Source organism: Nocardia sp. IFM 10818, assembly GCF_054655275.1.
Map to the genome: position 1 here is coordinate 2,824,256 of NZ_BAAHJH010000001.1, position 17,147 is coordinate 2,841,402.

Below are 17,147 nucleotides of genomic sequence, written 5' to 3' on the forward strand. Positions count from 1 at the left end.
CCGATACCTCCCGACTATCGAGTAGGTTTACTCGGGTTCAGATGGTGTTCCGGGTGGGTGGCCCGAGAAGATTCCCAGTTCGGGGCGGTTTCCGGTGATTCGAAGTGAACGACCATTCGGGTTCCGTGTACGGTATGGGGCATAGGCGATGTGCCGATGTGGTCACTTCAGGAGGTTGGCGTGGAGCGCACTCTTTTCGAACCCGAACACGATCTTTTCCGGGAGTCGTTCCGAAAGTTTCTCGATCAGCATGTGGCGCCCCACCACGAGGAGTGGGAGAAGGCGGGCATCGTCGATCGCGCGGTGTGGCTGGAGGCCGGTAAGCAGGGCTTCCTCGGCATGGCCGTGCCGGAGGAATTCGGCGGCGGCGGGGTGAAGGACTTCCGCTACAACGCCGTCGTCACCGAGGAGACCACCAAGGGCCAGTACTCCGGCCTGGGCTTCGGTCTGCACAACGATGTCATCGCGCCGTACCTGCTGGAGCTGGCGAACGAGGAGCAGAAGGCGCGCTGGCTGCCCGGCTTCTGCTCCGGTGAGATCATCACCGCCATCGCCATGACCGAGCCCGGCACCGGCTCGGATCTGCAGGGCATCAAGACCCGCGCGGTACGCGACGGCGACGACTGGATCCTCAACGGCGCCAAGACCTTCATTACCAATGGCATCAACGCCGATATCGTCATCGTGGTCGCCCAGACCGATCCCGAGAAGGGCGCGATGGGCTTCTCCCTGCTCGTCGTCGAACGCGGCATGCCCGGCTTCGAACGCGGCCGCAATCTGGACAAGATCGGCCTCAAGGCGCAGGACACCGCGGAGCTGTCCTTCACCGATGTCCGCGTCCCCGGCAAGAATCTGCTCGGCACCGAGGGCCAGGGCTTCATCCACCTCATGCAGAACCTGCCCCAGGAGCGCCTGTCCATCGCCGTCATGGCCGCCGCCGCCATGGAGGGCTGCCTGGAGACCACCATCCAGTACGTCCGCGACCGCAAGGCCTTCGGCAAACCCATTGGCGCCCAGCAGAACACCCGCTTCGTGCTGGCCGAACTGGCCACCAAGACCACCGCCGTCCGCGTCTTCACCGACCGCTGCATCGAACTGCTCAACCAGGACAAGCTCACCGCCGAGGAAGCCGCCATGGCCAAGATGTGGAGCACCGAGGAGCAACTCGACCTCATCACCAAGTGCCTGCAACTGCACGGCGGCTACGGTTACATGCGCGAATACCCGATCGCCAAGGCCTACATGGACGCCCGCGTGCAGACCATCTACGGCGGCACCACCGAGATCATGAAGGAGATCATCGGGCGCAGCCTGAAACTCTCCTGACGGGCGTCGGCTTTCCCGCTCGGAGGCGGCCGGATCGTTCCGGCCGCCTGCGAGTATCCGACAATCGGGATGGGTTGGCGCAGAGCGTATGTCGCGCGAAGCCGGGTGGGTGGGCAGACTCGACGGCATGGATCGTAGTTTTTATGCGGGCGGGATCGCGGTTGTCACCGGGGCGGGGGCCGGGATCGGGCGTGAGCTCGCGGTGCGGCTGGCGCGGGCGGGGGCATCGGTGGCGCTGGTGGATATCGATGGGGAAGCGCTGGGGGAGGCGGTGGAGGAGGTGCGGCGCGGCGGCGGGGAGGGTGTCGGGTTGGTCGCCGATGCCGCCGACGCCGCGCGAATGGGCGAGGTGGCGGGGGAGGTCGGCGGGCGGTTCGGCGGGGTGGATTTTCTGATCAACAATGCGGGACGGCTGTACTACGGTGGTGTGGCCGAGTCGGCGCCGGCCGATTTCGATGCGGTGATGCGGGCGAATTTCGGTGCGACAGTGGCGAGTACGAAGGCGTTCCTGCCGGCGGTCGTGCAGTCGTCGCGGGGGCGGATCGCGAATCTTTCCTCCGCGTACGGACTGATCGGGCTCAGCGGGGCGGCACCGTACACCGCGGCCAAGTTCGCGATCCGGGGATTCACCGAGTCGCTGCGGTCGGAACTGCGTGAGCATCCCCAGGTGGCTGTGACCTGTGTATATCCGGGTGGGGTGAAGACCGGGATCGCGTGGTCGGCGCTGTCGGCCGCGGGGGTCGACGCGCATCGGGCGGCGGTTCGTTTCGACCGCCATGTGGCACGCACCCACCCGGAGCAGGCCGCGCGAATCATCCTGCGCGGTATCGCACAGGGGAGGAGTCGTGTTCTGATAGGGCCCGACGCGATCCTCGCCGATACCGCCGCCCGGATGGCAGGCGGTCAGTACGAGCGGCTGATTCGGCTTGTGATCAGGGGATAAGAGGGGCATACGGCGATGGCTGGCACACGGTGGCTGCTGATCGAGACCTTCGGCGGCGGCGAGCCCACGGTAATCGGACTCGGCAGTGCGCCAAGGAAATTCATTCCGCTGGCGCAGCTCTTCCGGCATCGTGAGACGCTGGCGACGATTCGTGGGGCAATAGCGGCGACCGCCGACACGCTGGCGCCGGTGGAGATGCTCAGCGATGACGGGCGCCGCCGCACCGTGACGGTGCCGAGGCTGATCACATCCGAGCGCATGCACGCGATCCTGGTGTGGTCGGGGCCGGTCGAGGAGCAGGTTCCGCCGCGAGATCCGGTGGGGGCGTGGTACTTCAACCTTTCCACCTCGAAGTCCACCCGCTCCGACGATCTGCTGGACCTCTACGGCGTACCCCCGGAGCAGCGGGCCCGTGAGCACGCCATCGCGGGCGTGTTCACCCGCGTCATCACCAATAGCGACGAGTCGGACGCGCTGGCCAAGGTGGTCAGGTCGGCGCCGGGCACCGAACACCAGGCGGTGTGGACCGTCCGCCGTGACGACGGGGCCCTGCGCGCGGCGCACTTCTCCTGCCGGATGCTCGAAGAACGCAGTGCCACAGGGGAATCCGAAGTGCTCCTGCGCGGGGTCACCCACGATATCGGCGACGCGACCGATATCAGCGCCGCGCCGCCGCCGGTGATTCTCGAGCACCGCGTGCTCGACGCGGCCGCGGCCGATGGCGAGTTCCGGGCCATCGTCGACCTGCGCACCTTGCGGCTGCTGCGCTGGATGGGGCCCGCCATGCCGGAGATCGCGTGGCAGGCCCTGGCCGGGGAACCCGAGCCGGCAATCCATCCGGACGACATCACGGCGGCGAAGACCATGAGCCGCGACCTCGCCCACACCCGCACCGCCGGGCGACTTCGCCTCCGGACACTCGACGGCGGCTGGAAACCGGTCCATGCCCGCGCCGTCCTCATGGCGCTCGATCAGTACACCACCGCCGCGCTGGTCACGGTCCGCGAAGCCGACGGGCCGGAGGCCGGCTGACGGGTGATTCGGCGCGGTCAGCAAACAGACCATCGGAAATGTTTGTCGGATTGGTAACACCGGCTGAATCCGCACCCCAGGTCACCGCCGCTGGCTGTGAAAGACGCAGTACAACAATGGATTTGCTCGCTTGAAGGCGGGACGCCGGATCATTAGAGTGCGACCGGTACGCACCCGCGTGAGCGGGAATCTTGTCGGTGATCCTCCGTGATGCCGCCTGGCGCGTCGTTGACAAGCCCTGCCCGCAACGCTGACGGCGTTGGCCCGGGTGGCAGGGCTGCTCGGCGTAGGAGGACGGCAGTCATGCTCGGATGGGCGAAGACGCGGAGGGCTCTCCCTCAGGCGGCGAACCACCCTGTTCTCGATACGCTTCCCTCGGCATTCGTGCGAATTCCTTTGTACCGATTGCATATCGAGAGCATGGTCCGGAAATCAGGTGAAGTCGGACGGCATATCGACGCACTCTCGGATGTCGCGGCGGCGCTGCCGCCGATAGTCGTGCACCGCCCGCGGATGACGGTCATCGATGGCCTGCATCGGGTGCGGGCGGCGCAAGCCTGCGGCGCGCAGTGGATCGACGCGGTCTACTTCGACGGCGACGATGGTCAAGCGCTCCTGCTGGCGGTGCAGCTGAACAATGCGCACGGCCTGCCACTGACCACCTCCGACCGCAAAGCCGCCGCCGAGCGCGCGCTCGCCTTCTATCCGGCATGGTCGGACCGGAAGCTGGGCGAGGCGATCGGCTTGCCGGAGAGTGTGATCGCGGATATTCGGAAACGATTGGCGACGACGTCGCAATGGAGGTTGTCCGGTGTGTCGGCAATCTCTCGGCGAATGGTCGCCGGATAATTCGACGGGTGGAACTGAGCCGAAGATCCGTGCTGGCTCTGGCGGCGGGGCTGCCATTGCCCTTTCTCGTGTCCGGACGGGCGGCTGGGGCGCCGACGGCCGCTCCGGCGGTGGAGCCGAGCGTGCGGTACACCATGACGGCATTCACCAATGCCAGTGAAACCGATTTGTATGTCTACGAATCCACGGATGCCACCACATTCCTGCCGGTGCGGGGTCCGGCGTACACGCCGCCGGGGGGATTGCTGCGGGATCCGAGCCTGATCCGGCACCGGGACGGGCGTTTCTACCTCACCTATACGACCGGGTGGGAAGGGCAGACGATCGGGTTCGCGCGCAGTGACGACCGGATCAACTGGACGCACCTCTACGACTATCAGGTGAAGGTGCCCGGTGTGACCTCGACCTGGGCTCCGGAATGGTTCGCGGACCCCAATGGGGAGATCAATGTGGTGGTCTCGCTGTCGGACGGGTATCGGTTCACCCCGCACCTGATGACGGCCACCGATGCCGAGCTGCGGTCGTGGACGCCGCTCACGCCGATGGCGGGGCTGGCGGCGAAGGACGAGGTGAGCTACGGCTATATCGACACCACCGTGGTGCATCACCTGGGCAAGTATTACGCCTTCACCAAGAACGAGAGCACCAAGTATCTGGAGCTCGCCGTGGCCGAGCAGCTCGCCGGCCGGTATTCCTTTGTGCAGACCGATGATTGGGCCGGATGGGGGACGCCGCGCGAGGGGCAGTCCGTCATCCGATTGCCGGACGGGGGCTGGCGCATCTTCTTCGACGCCTACAACGACGGCAAGTATTTCTACAGCGACAGCCACGACGATTTCCGGACCTGGACGCCGCCCGCCGAGCTCCCGGGCCTGTCCGGCACCGTCCGGCATTTCACGGTGCTGGCCGAATCGCGGGGTGCGGGCGCGGCGCACAACGGCTGAGATTCGGCATGGTCGAACGAAGGAAATCGCAGGTGAACAAACTATGACCGAAATCTGAGCCGACTCAGTTTTTCCCTGCGGCGACCGGCCGTTCCTGTTCGGCGGCCGGGCTTTCCTCTCTCGGCGTGACAGTGCACACGGCGAATTTTCGGCAAATGAGTTCTAGCGTTTGCCTCAGCTGATCGCACGAGGTGGTGCGGCAGCCGATCCCATTCACTGTGTGCCCATAGCACTCTCGCTCCAGGGAGCAGCTCGAAATGAACAGAATCCTGCGTTCGCCGCGCCGCGCGGCAGTGGTCACGGCAGCCGCGTTCATCGCCGCGGCATTGACCACCGGGGTCGCCGTCGCCGATCCCGGCCCGGCGGCGGACACGCATTCCTCCGACACCGTCGGCTACGGGCCCGAGCTGACCGACGAGGCGGCGGCCTTCGTCTACGGGCTCGCCAATCCCGACGCGGCGCCGCAGGGATCCAACAACTGGGACTGCAAGCCCGATGCGGCCCATCCCCGCCCGGTCGTGCTCGTGCACGGCACCTGGGCCAGCGCGTTCGGCGCGTACTCGTACATGTCGCCGGAGCTGGCCAAGGCGGGGTACTGCGTGTTCACCTTCAACTACGGTCGCGCCAATGCGCCCGGAGCCGGACTGGTGCAGCCCACCATCGGCGCCACCGGCGATATCGACGAGTCCGCGGGCCAGCTGGCCGCCTTCGTCGACCGGGTGCTGGCCGCCACCGGCGCGAGCCAGGTCGACACCATCGGCCACTCCCAGGGCGGCGTGGTGATCCGCGAGTACCTGAAATTCCACGGCGGCGCGGATGCCGGCGACCCGTCGCGCAACAAGGTGAATCACGTGATCACCTATGGCGCAACGAATCACGGCACCACCCTCAGTGGTCTGGGCAGTCTGCTCGGCCCGCTGGGCGGCGCCCTGGGCGTGGATCTGACCAACCCGACCGCGGACCTCATCGGCCAGGCGGGTGTCGAGCAGCTCATCGGATCGCCGCTGCTCACCAGGCTCAATGCGGACGGCGACACCATGCCCGGCATCGACTACACCATTGTGGCCGACCAGTACGACGAGGTGTCCAGCCCGTACAGCCGCACCTACCTGGACGCCGGGCCCGGCGCGACCGTGAACGACGTTCTGTTGCAGGACGGTTGCGGCCAGGACACCTCCGACCACAACTCGATGGTCTACTCCCCGCGGGGATTGTCCATCGCGCTGAACGCCCTCGACCCGGTGGCCCACCCCACCCTGACCTGCTCCGCCAACCCCTGGCTGCTCTGAGCAGGACGCCCGAATCCGCCCGGCGCCCCGAGGCGACGGGCGGATTCTCGATGCCGGTCGGCGTGCTGCCGTGCGGCGGGTGCCGGACGGTCAGTTTGCCGAGTAGTTGCGGTTTGGTGACGGTTCGAGGCGGTCAACTGATAGCGAACTAGCATCGCGGGTAGGTCGGGGTTGTCCCTGGAGGCCCCAGATGCGTACCAGTCGAAAAGCTCGTCTCTCTGCCCCGGTGCGGTGGATCGCTGCCGCGGGACTCGGGGCCGCACTCGCGCTCGGCCCACTGGCCACGCCCGCCGCTCATGCCGACGCCGATTACGGCGGCGGCTGCGTGCTGTACAGCGGGAATCCGGCGGCGACCATCGATTCCCTGCGCTTCCGGTGCAATCCGGCGCAGCAGGACGCCCTCTTCCGCGATGCCTCGCCCGGCGCGGTGCCCGTGGGCGTGAAGAACGGGTGGGTCATCCGGCCGGTCGACATGCAGGCGTGGGCGCCGGCGCTCTGGATCGGCAAGACCTTCTACACCGGCCCCGACGGCGGCTATCTGATGAACCGGATCACCGGAGCCGGAATCGAGGGCTGGCCCGCCGACGTGTACCGCGGTCCGGCATTGCTGGACGGCGGCCCGGCCTGGGTGCTGGACTATCGGCCGTCGCCGAGTCCGCAACTGTACGACGAGATTCGGGAGATCACGCCGGGCGTGTGGTTCGGCTACTCGTGGTCGCGGGAGCCGGGCGGACCCGCCCGGTTGCTCACCTTCGCACTGGCCTGAGTGATACGCGCTCGATCGCAAGGTTATTCGGCGCGCCGCCGCCGACCTATCCTGTTCGGAGTACGAGCGGGCAGGATTCGACTCTAGGGCGTGACAATGCGGATCGAGCAGGTATCGGAGTCGGTGTACGCCGTCGCCGGGACGAATGTGAACTGGGCCTTGGTGACCGGTGATTCCGGAGTGACGGTCGTCGACGCCGGATACCCCTCCGACGCACACGATGTGCTCGCCTCGGTGCGGCAGATCGGGCACGACATCGCCGATATCGCGGCGGTGCTGCTGACCCACGCGCATCTCGATCACATGGGCGGGATTCCGCTGCTGGTCGAGACGGTCGGCATGCCCGTCTACACCGGGGCGGCCGAGGTTCCGCACGCGCACCGCGACTTCCAGCAGCAGATCACCCCCGTCGAGATGCTCGAGCAGCTGTTCGTTCCGGGCGGGGCCAAATGGGTGATGCAGACCGCATGGGCGGTCAAGGGCGGGCTCACCACCAAGGTGCCGACGGCCACCGCCGCCGAGGAATCGGTGCTGGCGCAGCTGCCCGGCGGCTTCGTCGCCATTCCGACGCCGGGCCACACCATCGGTCACACCGCCTACCTGATGCCTTCGGAGAAGGTGCTTTTCAGCGGTGACACCCTGGTGACCGGGCACCCCATCGCGGCGCACGACGGGCCGCAGGTGCTGCCCACGGTGTTCAATCACGACGAGGAGGGCGCCCGCGCCGCGGCCCGCTCCCTCGCCGCCTACGATGCCGAGATCCTGGTGCCCGGACACGGCCGGGTCGCCCGGCAACCGGTAGCCGTGCTCGCGAATTCGCTACTCCAGGACCGGGATACGGAGTAGGTGCCGGGCGCCTACGGTCCGCGTCCGGCGCTTGCGCATCGAAACGGACGGAACTGCCGCAATGGGTTTCACGGCACCTGCGTGCCTTCCCGGAGCCGCTGATCCGCGGTCGGTTCGTCGGATTCCGTGAGCCGGCCGTCGCGCAGGGTCAGCCGGTGGTGGGCGCGCAGCGCGGCCTCGCGATCGTGGGTGGCGTGCACGACGGTGACGCCGCTCGCGGCGGCCGCGTGCAGGGCCGCCGCGATCTCGCGCTGGGCATCCGCATCGAGTCCGGTGGCCGGTTCGTCGAGCAGCAGCAGGTCCGATTCCTGGGCGAGAGCCTGTGCGAGCAAGGCGCGTTGACGCTGGCCGCCCGACAGCGCGGTCAGGGGGCGGTGCGCGAGATCGGCGATGTTCATGCGCTCCAGGCAGTGGTTCACGATGGCCTTGTCGGCCCGGGTCAGCCGCCGCCACGGCCCGCGCTCGGCCCAGCGGCCCATGGCCACGGTCTCGCGGACGGTGATCGGCAGCGTCGGCGGAACGCTGGCCTGTTGGACGGCCAATGCCGGTCGGCGGCTTCCGGCATGTTCGATCGTCCCGGACGTGGGGGTGATGACCCCGGCGAGCGTGCTGAGCAAGGTGGATTTGCCCGATCCGTTCGGGCCCACCACGGCCGTCACCCGGCCGGCCGGAATCTCGGCCGTGACCTCGTGCAGTACGGTGCGGCCCGCGTAGGCGGCGCACATCCGGTGGATTCGTAGTGCCGGGTTTGTCCGGTTGTGCACCTCATCACCTCACTTGTATTGAAATTCATTTTCAATATATCGTCCCGGCCCATGGAATGGCTCATGACCCCCTTCGAGGTCGGTTTCGTGCAGCGCGCGCTGTGGGGTGGTCTGCTCGTTTCCTGCGTCTGCGCCATTGCCGGAACATGGGTTGTGGTGCGGGGCATGGCATTTCTGGGGGACGCCATGGCGCACGGGATGCTGCCGGGAGTGGCGCTGGCCTCGCTGCTGGGCGGGAATCTGTTGCTGGGGGCGGCTTTCAGTGCGGCGGCCATGGCGTGGGGGGTGTCGGCGCTGGGACGCAATCCGCGGTTCTCGCCGGACACCTCCATCGGCTTGCTGTTCGTGGGGATGCTGTCGCTGGGTGTGCTGATCGTGTCGCGGTCCGGATCGTTCGCGGTGGATGTGACCGGGTTCCTGTTCGGGGACGTGCTGGCCATCCGGACGCGGGACCTGGTGTATCTGGCGGTCGCGGTGGTGCTGGCCGGGGTGATCGCGGTGCTGGGGCATCGGGCTTTCGTGGCGCTGGCCTTCGATGCGCGCAAGGCGCACACGCTCGGACTGCGGCCGCAACTGGCGCATGCGGCGCTGCTGGGGCTGGTGACGCTCGCCATTGTGGCGTCGTTCCATCTGGTCGGGACACTGCTGGTGTTCGGGTTGCTCATCGCGCCGCCCGCGTCAGCCGCGGTGTGGGCCAACCGGATTCCGGTGATCATGGCGCTGGCGGGCGCGCTCGGGTGCTTTTCGACCGTGGCCGGACTGCTGGTGTCCTGGCATGCCGGGACGGCGGCCGGGGCGAGTATCGCGGTGATCGCGGTCGGGCTGTTCTTCGTCTCCATGATCGCCGCCTGGCTGCGCGAGCGCGTGCGGTTGTGCGGGGGAGGGGTGAATACCGTTGTCGCGCTGTCCATTGCGGCGATCGTGCTGCCGCTGGCCGGCTGCGGCCCGGCCGAGGAGGAGAAGGCCGAGGACGTGCCGCACGGGTATGTGCCCGGTGCGGCGGAGGCGGCGGAGGAACAGCCGCGAGTCACGCTGGCCGACAAGGAAACCGGGCGGATCCAGATCCTCGATCTGATCACCGAGCAGGTCACCGACCTCGGCGCGCTGCCGGGTGTGGAGGGCATTGCCCGTGACAACCGGTACGCCTATGTCAGCGCGGGTGCGCGCGTGCATGTGGTGGATGCCGGCGCGTGGGTGGTCGATCACGGCGATCACATGCATTACTACCGCACGACGCCCCGGGAGATCGGCACGCTCGCCCGCACCGGGGTGACCGCGGTGCACGGTGATGTGGCGCTGACCGCCGTGCAGTTCGGCGCTCGGACGGCGCTGCTGGATCGGGTCGCGCTGGATGCGGGCCAGGTTGTCGAGAAGCGGGTGGTCGACGGTCTCGTCGTGCCCTACGCCGAGAAACTCGTGGTGGTCCGGACGGATTCGGGCCGGGCGGAGATCCGCGACCGTGACGACGCGGCCGTGCGTGCCCTGGGCGAATCCTGCCCGGTCCCGCGTGGATCGGCGGTCACGCGACGAGGGGTCGTGTTCGGTTGCGCCGATGGGGCGCTCGTGGTCTCGCACACCGAGGACGGTTTCGCGGCGGCCAAGATCCCGTATCCGCAACCGGTTCCGGACGGCGAGCGCGCCGCCGCTTTCGCGCACCGGCCGGGCAGCACCACGCTGGTCGCTCCGGCGGGCGCGCGCGGCGTGTGGGTGCTCGATATCCGCGCCAGGACATGGACTTTGGTGGAATCCGGCCCGGCGGTGTCGGCGAATACGGCCGGTGAAGGGTCCGCGCTGCTGGTGCTGACCCGCGACGGCGTCCTGCACGGCTACGACCCCGCGACGGGAGCGCCGACCGGCCGATTGCCGGTGCTGTCCGGACCCGTTCCCGACGGCAGCGCGCCGGTGATCGAGATCGACACCAATCGCGCCTACGTCAACGACCCGCGAGCCCGGGTCGTGCACGAGATCGACTACCGCGACAACCTGCGTGCCGCCCGCACGCTCCCGGTCGAGAGCACGCCGAGCTACCTGGTGGAGACGGGCCGATGAGCACCGCGATCAGAGTCGTCCTGGCGGCGCTCACCCTGACCCTGTCGCTGACCGCGTGTTCGGGCGGCGACGGGCGCGGCGGCGAAATCATGGTCACCACGAATATTCTCGGCGACATCACCAAGGCGATCGTCGGCGCCGCGGCCGAGGTGACGGTGCTCATGCCGCCCGACGCCGATCCGCACCAGTTCGCGCTCACCGCGCAGCAGGCCGCCGGACTGGAACGCGCCGGGCTGGTGGTGCACAACGGGCTCGGGCTCGAAGAGGGCGCCGGGCGCGCGGTGGCCGCCGCCGCGGATGCGGGTGTACCGACGCTGGCCGTCGGTGAACACGTCGATCCGATCAACTACCGGGCCATCGAGAACGCGGCCACCGCCGACCCGCACTTCTGGACCGACCCGGTCCGGGTGCGGCGCGCGGTCGAGGTGATCCGCGACGAGGTCGTCGACCGCATTAACGGTATCGACGCCGCCGCGGTGCGCGCCAATGCCGACCGCTACCTGGGCGAGATCGACCAGCTCACCACCTGGATGACCGAGCGCTTCGCCGCCATCGCGCCCGAGAAACGCAAACTGGTCACCAATCATCACGTATTCGGTTATCTGGCACAGCGATTCGGTTTCGACGTGATTGGCGCCGTCATCCCCAGCGGGACCACCCTGGCCTCGCCCAGCGCCACCGATCTCGCCGGATTGGCCGACGCCGTTCGCGCGGCCGGGGTGAACGCGGTCTTCGCCGACTCCTCCCAGCCCGACAAGCTCGCGCGGGTGCTGGCCGATCAGGTCGGGCTGCACGTGAAAGTCATCGCCCTGCACACGGAGTCGCTCACCGCGCCCGGCGGCGGGGCCGGCACCTACCTCGACATGATGCGCGCCAATACCGACGCCATCGTGCGCGGTCTCACCGCGCCCAAACCCTGAAGTGTGCCGTGAGGGCACGAGAGATGGAGCAGCACATGCAACTACGTTCGCACGCCACCACGGCGGCGGCCGGTCTCGCCACCGTCCTGCTGGCCGTGACCGGTTGTGGCGCAGACGATTCCAAGTCCGGCCACGAGTCCGGGCACCAGGAGATCTCGAATCCGCTCGCGGTCACCTATGACGGCGGCGTCTTCCTGCTCGACGGCGATACCCTCGCCCAGGCGGCCGACCTGAAGCTGGACGGCTTCAACCGCCTCAACCCCGCCGGCGACGACCACCACGTCATGGTCACCCACGGCGAGGGCTTCAAGGTGCTCGACGCGGTGCACGGCGAATTCACCGATATCGAATTCCCGGCCGCCAAGCCCGGACACGTGGTGCGCCATGCCGGCAAGACCGTGCTGTTCGCCGACGGCAGCGGCGAGGTCACCATCTTCGACCCGGCCGCGCTCGAGGACGGCAAGCCGCCGACCGACACCTACAAGTCCGCCGCGCCCCACCACGGCGTCGCCGTGCAGCTCGCCAACGGGAATCTGCTCGTGACCCTCGGCACCGAGGAGAAGCGCACCGGCATCGCGGTTCTGGACAAGGACCGCAAGGAGATCGCCCGCAACGAGGACTGCCCCGGCGTGCACGGCGAAACCATTGCCGCCGATGAGGCCATCGTGGTCGGCTGCCAGACCGGCGCCCTCATCTACCGCGACGGCAAGATCACCAAGGTCACCAGTCCGACCGCCTACGGCCGCATCGGCAACCAGGCCGGCACCGAGATCTCCCCGATCGTCCTCGGCGACTACAAGCAGGACAAGGACGCCGAACTGGAACGCCCCCGGCAGGTCTCCCTGATCGATACCCGCACCGGCACCCTGCGCCTGGTCGACCTCGGCGGAGCCAGCTACACCTTCCGCTCCCTCGGTCGCGGCCCCGCCGGCGAAGCCCTGGTCCTGGGCACCGACGGCAAGATCCACGTCATCGACCCCGGAGCCGGAACCGTCACCCGCACCATCCCGGTCATCGGCTCCTGGGAAGAGCCGCTGAAGTGGCAGTCCCCGCGCCCGGCCCTGTTCGTCCGCGACAACAACGCCTATGTCACCGAACCTGCGACCAACAAGGTGCACAAGGTCGACCTGACCTCCGGCACCATCACGGCCACCGTCGCCCTGCCCGGCGCGGTGAACGAGATCAGCGGCGTCATCGCACACTGACGCCCCTGATCGGCAAGGGCTCGCGGCCCACCCCGGACCGCGAGCCCTTCGCCATGGGCGGAATCGGCCGGCGACCACCGGGCCGTGTGCGATGTGACCAGGGTGCACACGTGACTTCGCGAGCAATACCCTCGTCACCTTCGTCGCCCACGTCATTCCGGCGCGCTTTTGGCCGGAATCCACAGCCTGCCAGGGCGGATCCCGGCCAAAAGCATGCCGGGATGACGACGGGATGACTGGTGACATGCGCGTGCACAGGGTGGTCGTGCATGGGTGCGTTCGGTGTGGAGCGGGCCGGTTCGGTGTGAAAAGGCATCGACCGGGAACTGGTGGCGGGGGCTACTCGCACAATGCCGCCACCAGTTCCCGGTGATCGGCTGTCCATGTCGGCGGCGTGTGGCGTGTGATGGCGTGGCGGGGCGGGAGCCTGTCGCGGGGCGGTTGGTGCGGCGTGGCCGGGGGCGGCATGCCGGGCGGGAGGTTTGGCATGGCGAAAGTCGGCTTGTGGGAAAGGGTTCGGGCCTACCATCTGACGCATGTCTGACCGCCGGGACGACTCGATGATGATCGAGGGGCGGGTGGCGCCTGGATTGGGCGCTTCCAGGGCCCTGCGCATCATGTTTTCCGTGGGGCCGGACGAGCCGTTGGCGGTGGGGGTGCAGGGGGCGGGGAACGGGGTGGGGGCGCGGGCGGCGATCTTGTTCGGGTTGCAGAACGTGGGGGTGGGGCGGCATCTGCTGACCTATACGGACGGGTCGGTGGTGTGGGTGGACTCGCATCGGGAAACGCCCACTGTGGTGTCGCGGGGGGATGGGGCGGCCATCGGGAAGATCGTGCGGGCCGAGACCTCCACGGCCGTGGGGGCCACGGCGGGAACGCTTTTCCACTTCGTGCCGGATCCGGAGCATCGGGATACCGATGATCTGTTCCATCTGCTGGTGCTGGATCGAATGGGCGAGGAGGCCGGGCGGCTGGATGTGGTGCGCACGGTGGCGGGGTGGTCGGCGGGGCGGCTCGCCAATGGGGCGGGGGACACCTTTCTCTGGTGGGATCGGACGGGGCCGCCGCTGCGGGCCCCTGTTCTCGGGACGCGGTTGGTGATCGGGCACGCGCTCGACCGGACCGAGCGGGATGTGCTGCTCGCGGCGTGTGTGGATATCGCCCTCGGATTGCGGCCGTATGTGGGGTCGATGAGATAGCCCACTCGGCGGGCGCGGGGTGAACCAGCGGCTTGACAGACTTAGGCCCGCCTAACCTAAGCTGTCGGCTCGTGACTTTGGTTGACGCGACACGTACCCGTGCCGTGCGCAGACGAATACCGTTGCTCGGCATCGGATTGCTCGCACTGCTGGTCGTGGTCGTGCTGAGCCTGGCCCTCGGGACGCGGTCGGTGCCCGTCTCGACGGTGCTCGGAGCGCTGTTCGGTGATGACCACAGCCGCGACGCGTTGGTCATCACCGGAATGCGGCTGCCGCGGACGGTGGTCGGTATTGCCGTCGGCGCGGCGCTCGGGCTGGCGGGCGCGGTGGTGCAGGGCATCACCCGCAATCCGTTGGCGGCGCCGGTGACCCTCGGCATCAATGCCGGGGCCGGATTCGCCGTCGTGGTGGCGATTTTCGCGCTGGGGCTGTCGCATCCGGTGCAGTACATCGGCTTCGCCTTCGCGGGCGCGGCCGCCGCCGCGGTGTTCACCCTCGCGCTCGGCCGGCGCTCCGGCGATCTCGATCCGGTGCGCCTGGTGCTCGGCGGCACGGTGCTGCAACTGGTGTTGGTGTCGTGGACCTCGGCGGTCATGCTGTTCAGCGAGCGCACCCTGGACGAGGCGCGCTTCTGGCTGGCCGGTTCCATCTCGGAACGCAACTTCGATGTGCTGGTGCCCATGCTGCCCACGCTGATCATCGGCGCCCTCGTGGGACTGGCGCTGGGGCCCGCGCTGAACGCGTTGGCGCTGGGCGACGAATCGGCCCAAGCGCTCGGCGTGCCGGTGGCGCGGATCCGGTTCGCCGGCATGGTGGCGGTGGTGCTGCTCGCCGGTTCGGCGGTCGCCATCGCCGGGCCGATCGCATTCATCGGTTTGGCCGCACCGCATCTGGTGCGCCTGGCGGTGGGCAACGATCATCGCCTGCTCATCCCCGGCTGCCTGATCGCGGGTCCGCTGCTGCTGCTCTCGGCCGATATCCTCGGCCGGGTCATCGCGCGGCCCTCGGAGGTGGAGGTCGGCATTCTCACCGCCTTCCTCGGCGCGCCGCTGCTGGTCGTGCTCGCCAAGCGGGGGAGGGCGCGATGAGCGCTCTCGCAACCGTCGAGCGGGGACCGCGAAAACCGTTCCGCGGCAGCGCGACGCCGCGCACCGGCGCGCCGACCACGACGGCCCGGCGGCGACGGCGCACGATGGCGCTGGGCGCCGCCCTGGTGATCGCCCTGGTGACCCTCACCGCGATCGCGCTGACCTCCGGCGAAATGAACATGCCGGTGGGCGCCGCGCTGCGGGCCGCCTTCGGATTCGGCGACGCCGGTGACGTTTTCGTCGTCCAGGAGTTCCGGATGCCCCGGCTGGCGGCCGGTGTGGTCGCCGGCGCCGCGCTGGCCATCGCCGGTTCGGTGCTGCAACGGCTGCTGCGCAATCCCCTTGCCTCACCGGATGTCATCGGTGTTACCGGCGGCTCCTCGGTGGGCGCGGTCGCGGTGCTGGCCCTCGGCGCCGGGCAGACCCTGGTGCCCTTCGGGGCGGTCGGCGGCGGCCTGTTCGCCGCGCTGCTGCTCGGCGTGCTCGGCCGGGCCGGGCTGCCGATCACCCGACTGATCGTGGTGGGCCTCGCTGTCCAGGCCGGATTGCAGGCCGCGGTGAACCTTTTCATCGTGCGCTTCCCGGCGGAGCTGGCGAGCGCGGCCAAACAGTGGACCACCGGCTCGCTCTACGGGCGCACCTGGACCGAGGTGGCGGGCGCCGCCATCGCCTGCGTGCTGGTGATCGCGCTGCTGTTCCTCCAGTACCGCACCCTCGCGGCCCTCGATCTCGGCGACGAATCGGCGGGCGTGCTCGGCATTTCCGCGTCCCGGGCCCGGCTGCGGCTGCTGGTGACGGCCGTGGTGCTGGCCTCGCTGGCGGCGGCCCTCACCGGCCCGATCGCCTTCGTGGCCCTGGCCGTTCCGCAACTGGTGCGCCTGCTGGTCGGCCCGCCCACCGCCGCCACCATGGCCGTCACCGGGCTCATGGGGGCGACTCTGCTGGTGGGCTGCGATCAATTGGCGCAACACGTGCTGCCCGGCGGGGTGCCGGTGGGCGTCGTCACCGCCACGGTCGGCGCGCCGTGGCTGCTGTATCTCATGCTGCGCGAGAGCGGCCCGGCCCATCGGAGGACATCGTGAGCGACAATGTGCTGGCCACCAAGGATCTGGCGCTGCACTACGGCGACCGGGCGATCATCGACGGGCTGGACCTGGAACTGCCGGGCGGCGCGGTCACCGCCATCGTCGGACCCAATGCCTGCGGCAAATCGACGCTGCTGCGCGCGCTGTCGCGGCTGCTGCGCCCTTCCGGCGGCACCGTGACCCTGGATGGCGCGGACCTGCACCGGATGTCGGCGCGCGCCCTCGCCCTGCGGCTGGGATTGCTGCCGCAGCAACCCATTACGCCCGAGGCGATCACCGTGGAGGCGCTGGTCCGGCTGGGCCGCTATCCGCATCAGCGCATGCTGCGGCCGTGGTCGGAAGTGGATCAGGCGGCCGTCGAGGAGGCCATGCGCCGCACCGGAACCGACGGCCTGCGCGATCAGCAGGTCGATCAGCTCTCCGGCGGTCAGCGCCAACGCGCTTGGATCGCACTGGCTCTGGCGCAGGACACCGAGCTGCTGCTGCTCGACGAGCCCACCACCTTCCTCGATCTGCGCCACCAGCTCGATGTGCTCGATCTGGTCTCGGAGCTGCATGCCGAGGCGGGCCGCACCGTCATCATGGTGCTGCACGATCTCGGGCAGGCGGCGCGCTATGCCGACCATCTCGTCGTCCTGCACGACGGCCGGCTCGCGGCCGCCGGGCCGCCCGCCGAGGTGCTCGACGCCGATCTCGTGCGCACCGTCTTCGGCGTCGACTGCCGGGTGATACCGGATCCGGAAACCGGTACCCCCCTTGTCGTTCCGCGCAGCCGCGCCGCCCGGCACCGTCCCGAACTCAGCCCCGCCTGACCCCCCACACCGTCACCCACACCGGGTGAC

Annotated in this window: 16 protein-coding genes; 15 read left to right on the forward strand and 1 reads right to left on the reverse strand. The window is 68.8% G+C overall.

Translation table 11 applies throughout. From position 1 onward, the window contains the following. Positions 1-180: 180 nt before the first annotated feature. The 8 genes from ACYQ5L_RS12985 (at position 181) to ACYQ5L_RS13020 (ending at position 7,995) form a co-directional block, all read left to right on the forward strand. Positions 181-1,326: an acyl-CoA dehydrogenase family protein gene (locus ACYQ5L_RS12985; RefSeq protein ID WP_459957594.1), complete on the forward strand. Its 1,146-nt coding sequence runs from the start codon at positions 181-183 to the stop codon at positions 1,324-1,326. Between the two features lie 127 nt (positions 1,327-1,453). Continuing rightward, entirely contained in the window at positions 1,454-2,269 is an 816-nt protein-coding gene (locus tag ACYQ5L_RS12990; protein WP_459957595.1) for an SDR family NAD(P)-dependent oxidoreductase, read from the forward strand. A 15-nt stretch (positions 2,270-2,284) separates the two neighbouring features. Beyond that, a complete protein-coding gene (locus tag ACYQ5L_RS12995) occupies positions 2,285-3,301 on the forward strand; it encodes a GAF domain-containing protein (protein ID WP_459957596.1) in 1,017 nt (338 codons plus the stop codon). A gap of 303 nt (positions 3,302-3,604) precedes the next feature. Continuing rightward, entirely contained in the window at positions 3,605-4,150 is a 546-nt protein-coding gene (locus ACYQ5L_RS13000) for a hypothetical protein (RefSeq protein WP_459957597.1), read from the forward strand. Positions 4,151-4,158: 8 nt separating this feature from the next. Further along, entirely contained in the window at positions 4,159-5,094 is a 936-nt protein-coding gene (locus ACYQ5L_RS13005; protein WP_459957598.1) for a glycoside hydrolase family 43 protein, read from the forward strand. Positions 5,095-5,351: 257 nt separating this feature from the next. Then, positions 5,352-6,383 carry an esterase/lipase family protein gene (locus ACYQ5L_RS13010; protein ID WP_459957599.1) on the forward strand — a complete coding sequence of 344 codons (1,032 nt, stop codon included), beginning with the start codon at positions 5,352-5,354 and terminating at the stop codon, positions 6,381-6,383. 190 nt (positions 6,384-6,573) lie between these two features. Further along, positions 6,574-7,149, forward strand: a complete 576-nt coding sequence (locus ACYQ5L_RS13015) for a hypothetical protein (protein WP_459957600.1) — start codon at positions 6,574-6,576, stop codon at positions 7,147-7,149. A 96-nt stretch (positions 7,150-7,245) separates the two neighbouring features. Beyond that, complete coding sequence (locus tag ACYQ5L_RS13020) at positions 7,246-7,995, forward strand: MBL fold metallo-hydrolase (protein ID WP_459957601.1); 750 nt, start codon at positions 7,246-7,248, stop codon at positions 7,993-7,995. Between the two features lie 68 nt (positions 7,996-8,063). On the opposite strand, the gene aztA is transcribed toward ACYQ5L_RS13020, so the two are convergent. Then, positions 8,064-8,759, reverse strand: coding sequence for a zinc ABC transporter ATP-binding protein AztA (gene aztA / locus ACYQ5L_RS13025; RefSeq protein ID WP_459957602.1), 696 nt, complete (start codon positions 8,757-8,759; stop codon positions 8,064-8,066). A gap of 51 nt (positions 8,760-8,810) precedes the next feature. Between aztA and aztB the strand changes: the two genes are divergently transcribed. The 7 genes from aztB (at position 8,811) to ACYQ5L_RS13060 (ending at position 17,117) form a co-directional block, all read left to right on the forward strand. Continuing rightward, complete coding sequence (aztB, locus tag ACYQ5L_RS13030; protein WP_459957603.1) at positions 8,811-10,808, forward strand: zinc ABC transporter permease AztB; 1,998 nt, start codon at positions 8,811-8,813, stop codon at positions 10,806-10,808. Then, positions 10,805-11,728, forward strand: coding sequence for a zinc ABC transporter substrate-binding protein AztC (gene aztC, locus ACYQ5L_RS13035; protein ID WP_459957604.1), 924 nt, complete (start codon positions 10,805-10,807; stop codon positions 11,726-11,728). The genes aztB and aztC overlap by 4 nt, the downstream gene beginning before the upstream one ends. Before the next feature lie 35 nt (positions 11,729-11,763). After that, complete coding sequence (aztD, locus tag ACYQ5L_RS13040) at positions 11,764-12,933, forward strand: zinc metallochaperone AztD (RefSeq protein WP_459957605.1); 1,170 nt, start codon at positions 11,764-11,766, stop codon at positions 12,931-12,933. 536 nt (positions 12,934-13,469) lie between these two features. Beyond that, entirely contained in the window at positions 13,470-14,132 is a 663-nt protein-coding gene (locus ACYQ5L_RS13045) for a hypothetical protein (RefSeq protein ID WP_459957606.1), read from the forward strand. 71 nt (positions 14,133-14,203) lie between these two features. Beyond that, positions 14,204-15,220: a FecCD family ABC transporter permease gene (locus tag ACYQ5L_RS13050; protein WP_459957607.1), complete on the forward strand. Its 1,017-nt coding sequence runs from the start codon at positions 14,204-14,206 to the stop codon at positions 15,218-15,220. Beyond that, a complete protein-coding gene (locus ACYQ5L_RS13055; protein WP_459957608.1) occupies positions 15,217-16,302 on the forward strand; it encodes a FecCD family ABC transporter permease in 1,086 nt (361 codons plus the stop codon). The genes ACYQ5L_RS13050 and ACYQ5L_RS13055 overlap by 4 nt, the downstream gene beginning before the upstream one ends. Beyond that, the gene (locus ACYQ5L_RS13060) at positions 16,296-17,117 is read left to right on the forward strand and encodes an ABC transporter ATP-binding protein (RefSeq protein WP_459963422.1); all 822 of its coding nucleotides are present in this window, start codon (positions 16,296-16,298) and stop codon (positions 17,115-17,117) included. The genes ACYQ5L_RS13055 and ACYQ5L_RS13060 overlap by 7 nt, the downstream gene beginning before the upstream one ends. The last annotated feature ends 30 nt before the right edge of the window (positions 17,118-17,147 follow it).

What these genes read in the sequence shown, in the direction of transcription:
- aztB (WP_459957603.1), top strand. Translation starts at nt 8,811, where the DNA reads ATGGAATGGCTCATGACCCCCTTCGAGGTCGGTTTCGTGCAGCGCGCG.
- aztC (WP_459957604.1), top strand. Translation starts at nt 10,805, where the DNA reads ATGAGCACCGCGATCAGAGTCGTCCTGGCGGCGCTCACCCTGACCCTG.
- ACYQ5L_RS13055 (WP_459957608.1), top strand. Translation starts at nt 15,217, where the DNA reads ATGAGCGCTCTCGCAACCGTCGAGCGGGGACCGCGAAAACCGTTCCGC.
- ACYQ5L_RS13020 (WP_459957601.1), top strand. Translation starts at nt 7,246, where the DNA reads ATGCGGATCGAGCAGGTATCGGAGTCGGTGTACGCCGTCGCCGGGACG.
- ACYQ5L_RS13010 (WP_459957599.1), top strand. Translation starts at nt 5,352, where the DNA reads ATGAACAGAATCCTGCGTTCGCCGCGCCGCGCGGCAGTGGTCACGGCA.
- ACYQ5L_RS12990 (WP_459957595.1), top strand. Translation starts at nt 1,454, where the DNA reads ATGGATCGTAGTTTTTATGCGGGCGGGATCGCGGTTGTCACCGGGGCG.
- ACYQ5L_RS13045 (WP_459957606.1), top strand. Translation starts at nt 13,470, where the DNA reads ATGTCTGACCGCCGGGACGACTCGATGATGATCGAGGGGCGGGTGGCG.
- ACYQ5L_RS12995 (WP_459957596.1), top strand. Translation starts at nt 2,285, where the DNA reads ATGGCTGGCACACGGTGGCTGCTGATCGAGACCTTCGGCGGCGGCGAG.
- aztD (WP_459957605.1), top strand. Translation starts at nt 11,764, where the DNA reads ATGCAACTACGTTCGCACGCCACCACGGCGGCGGCCGGTCTCGCCACC.
- ACYQ5L_RS13000 (WP_459957597.1), top strand. Translation starts at nt 3,605, where the DNA reads ATGCTCGGATGGGCGAAGACGCGGAGGGCTCTCCCTCAGGCGGCGAAC.
- ACYQ5L_RS13015 (WP_459957600.1), top strand. Translation starts at nt 6,574, where the DNA reads ATGCGTACCAGTCGAAAAGCTCGTCTCTCTGCCCCGGTGCGGTGGATC.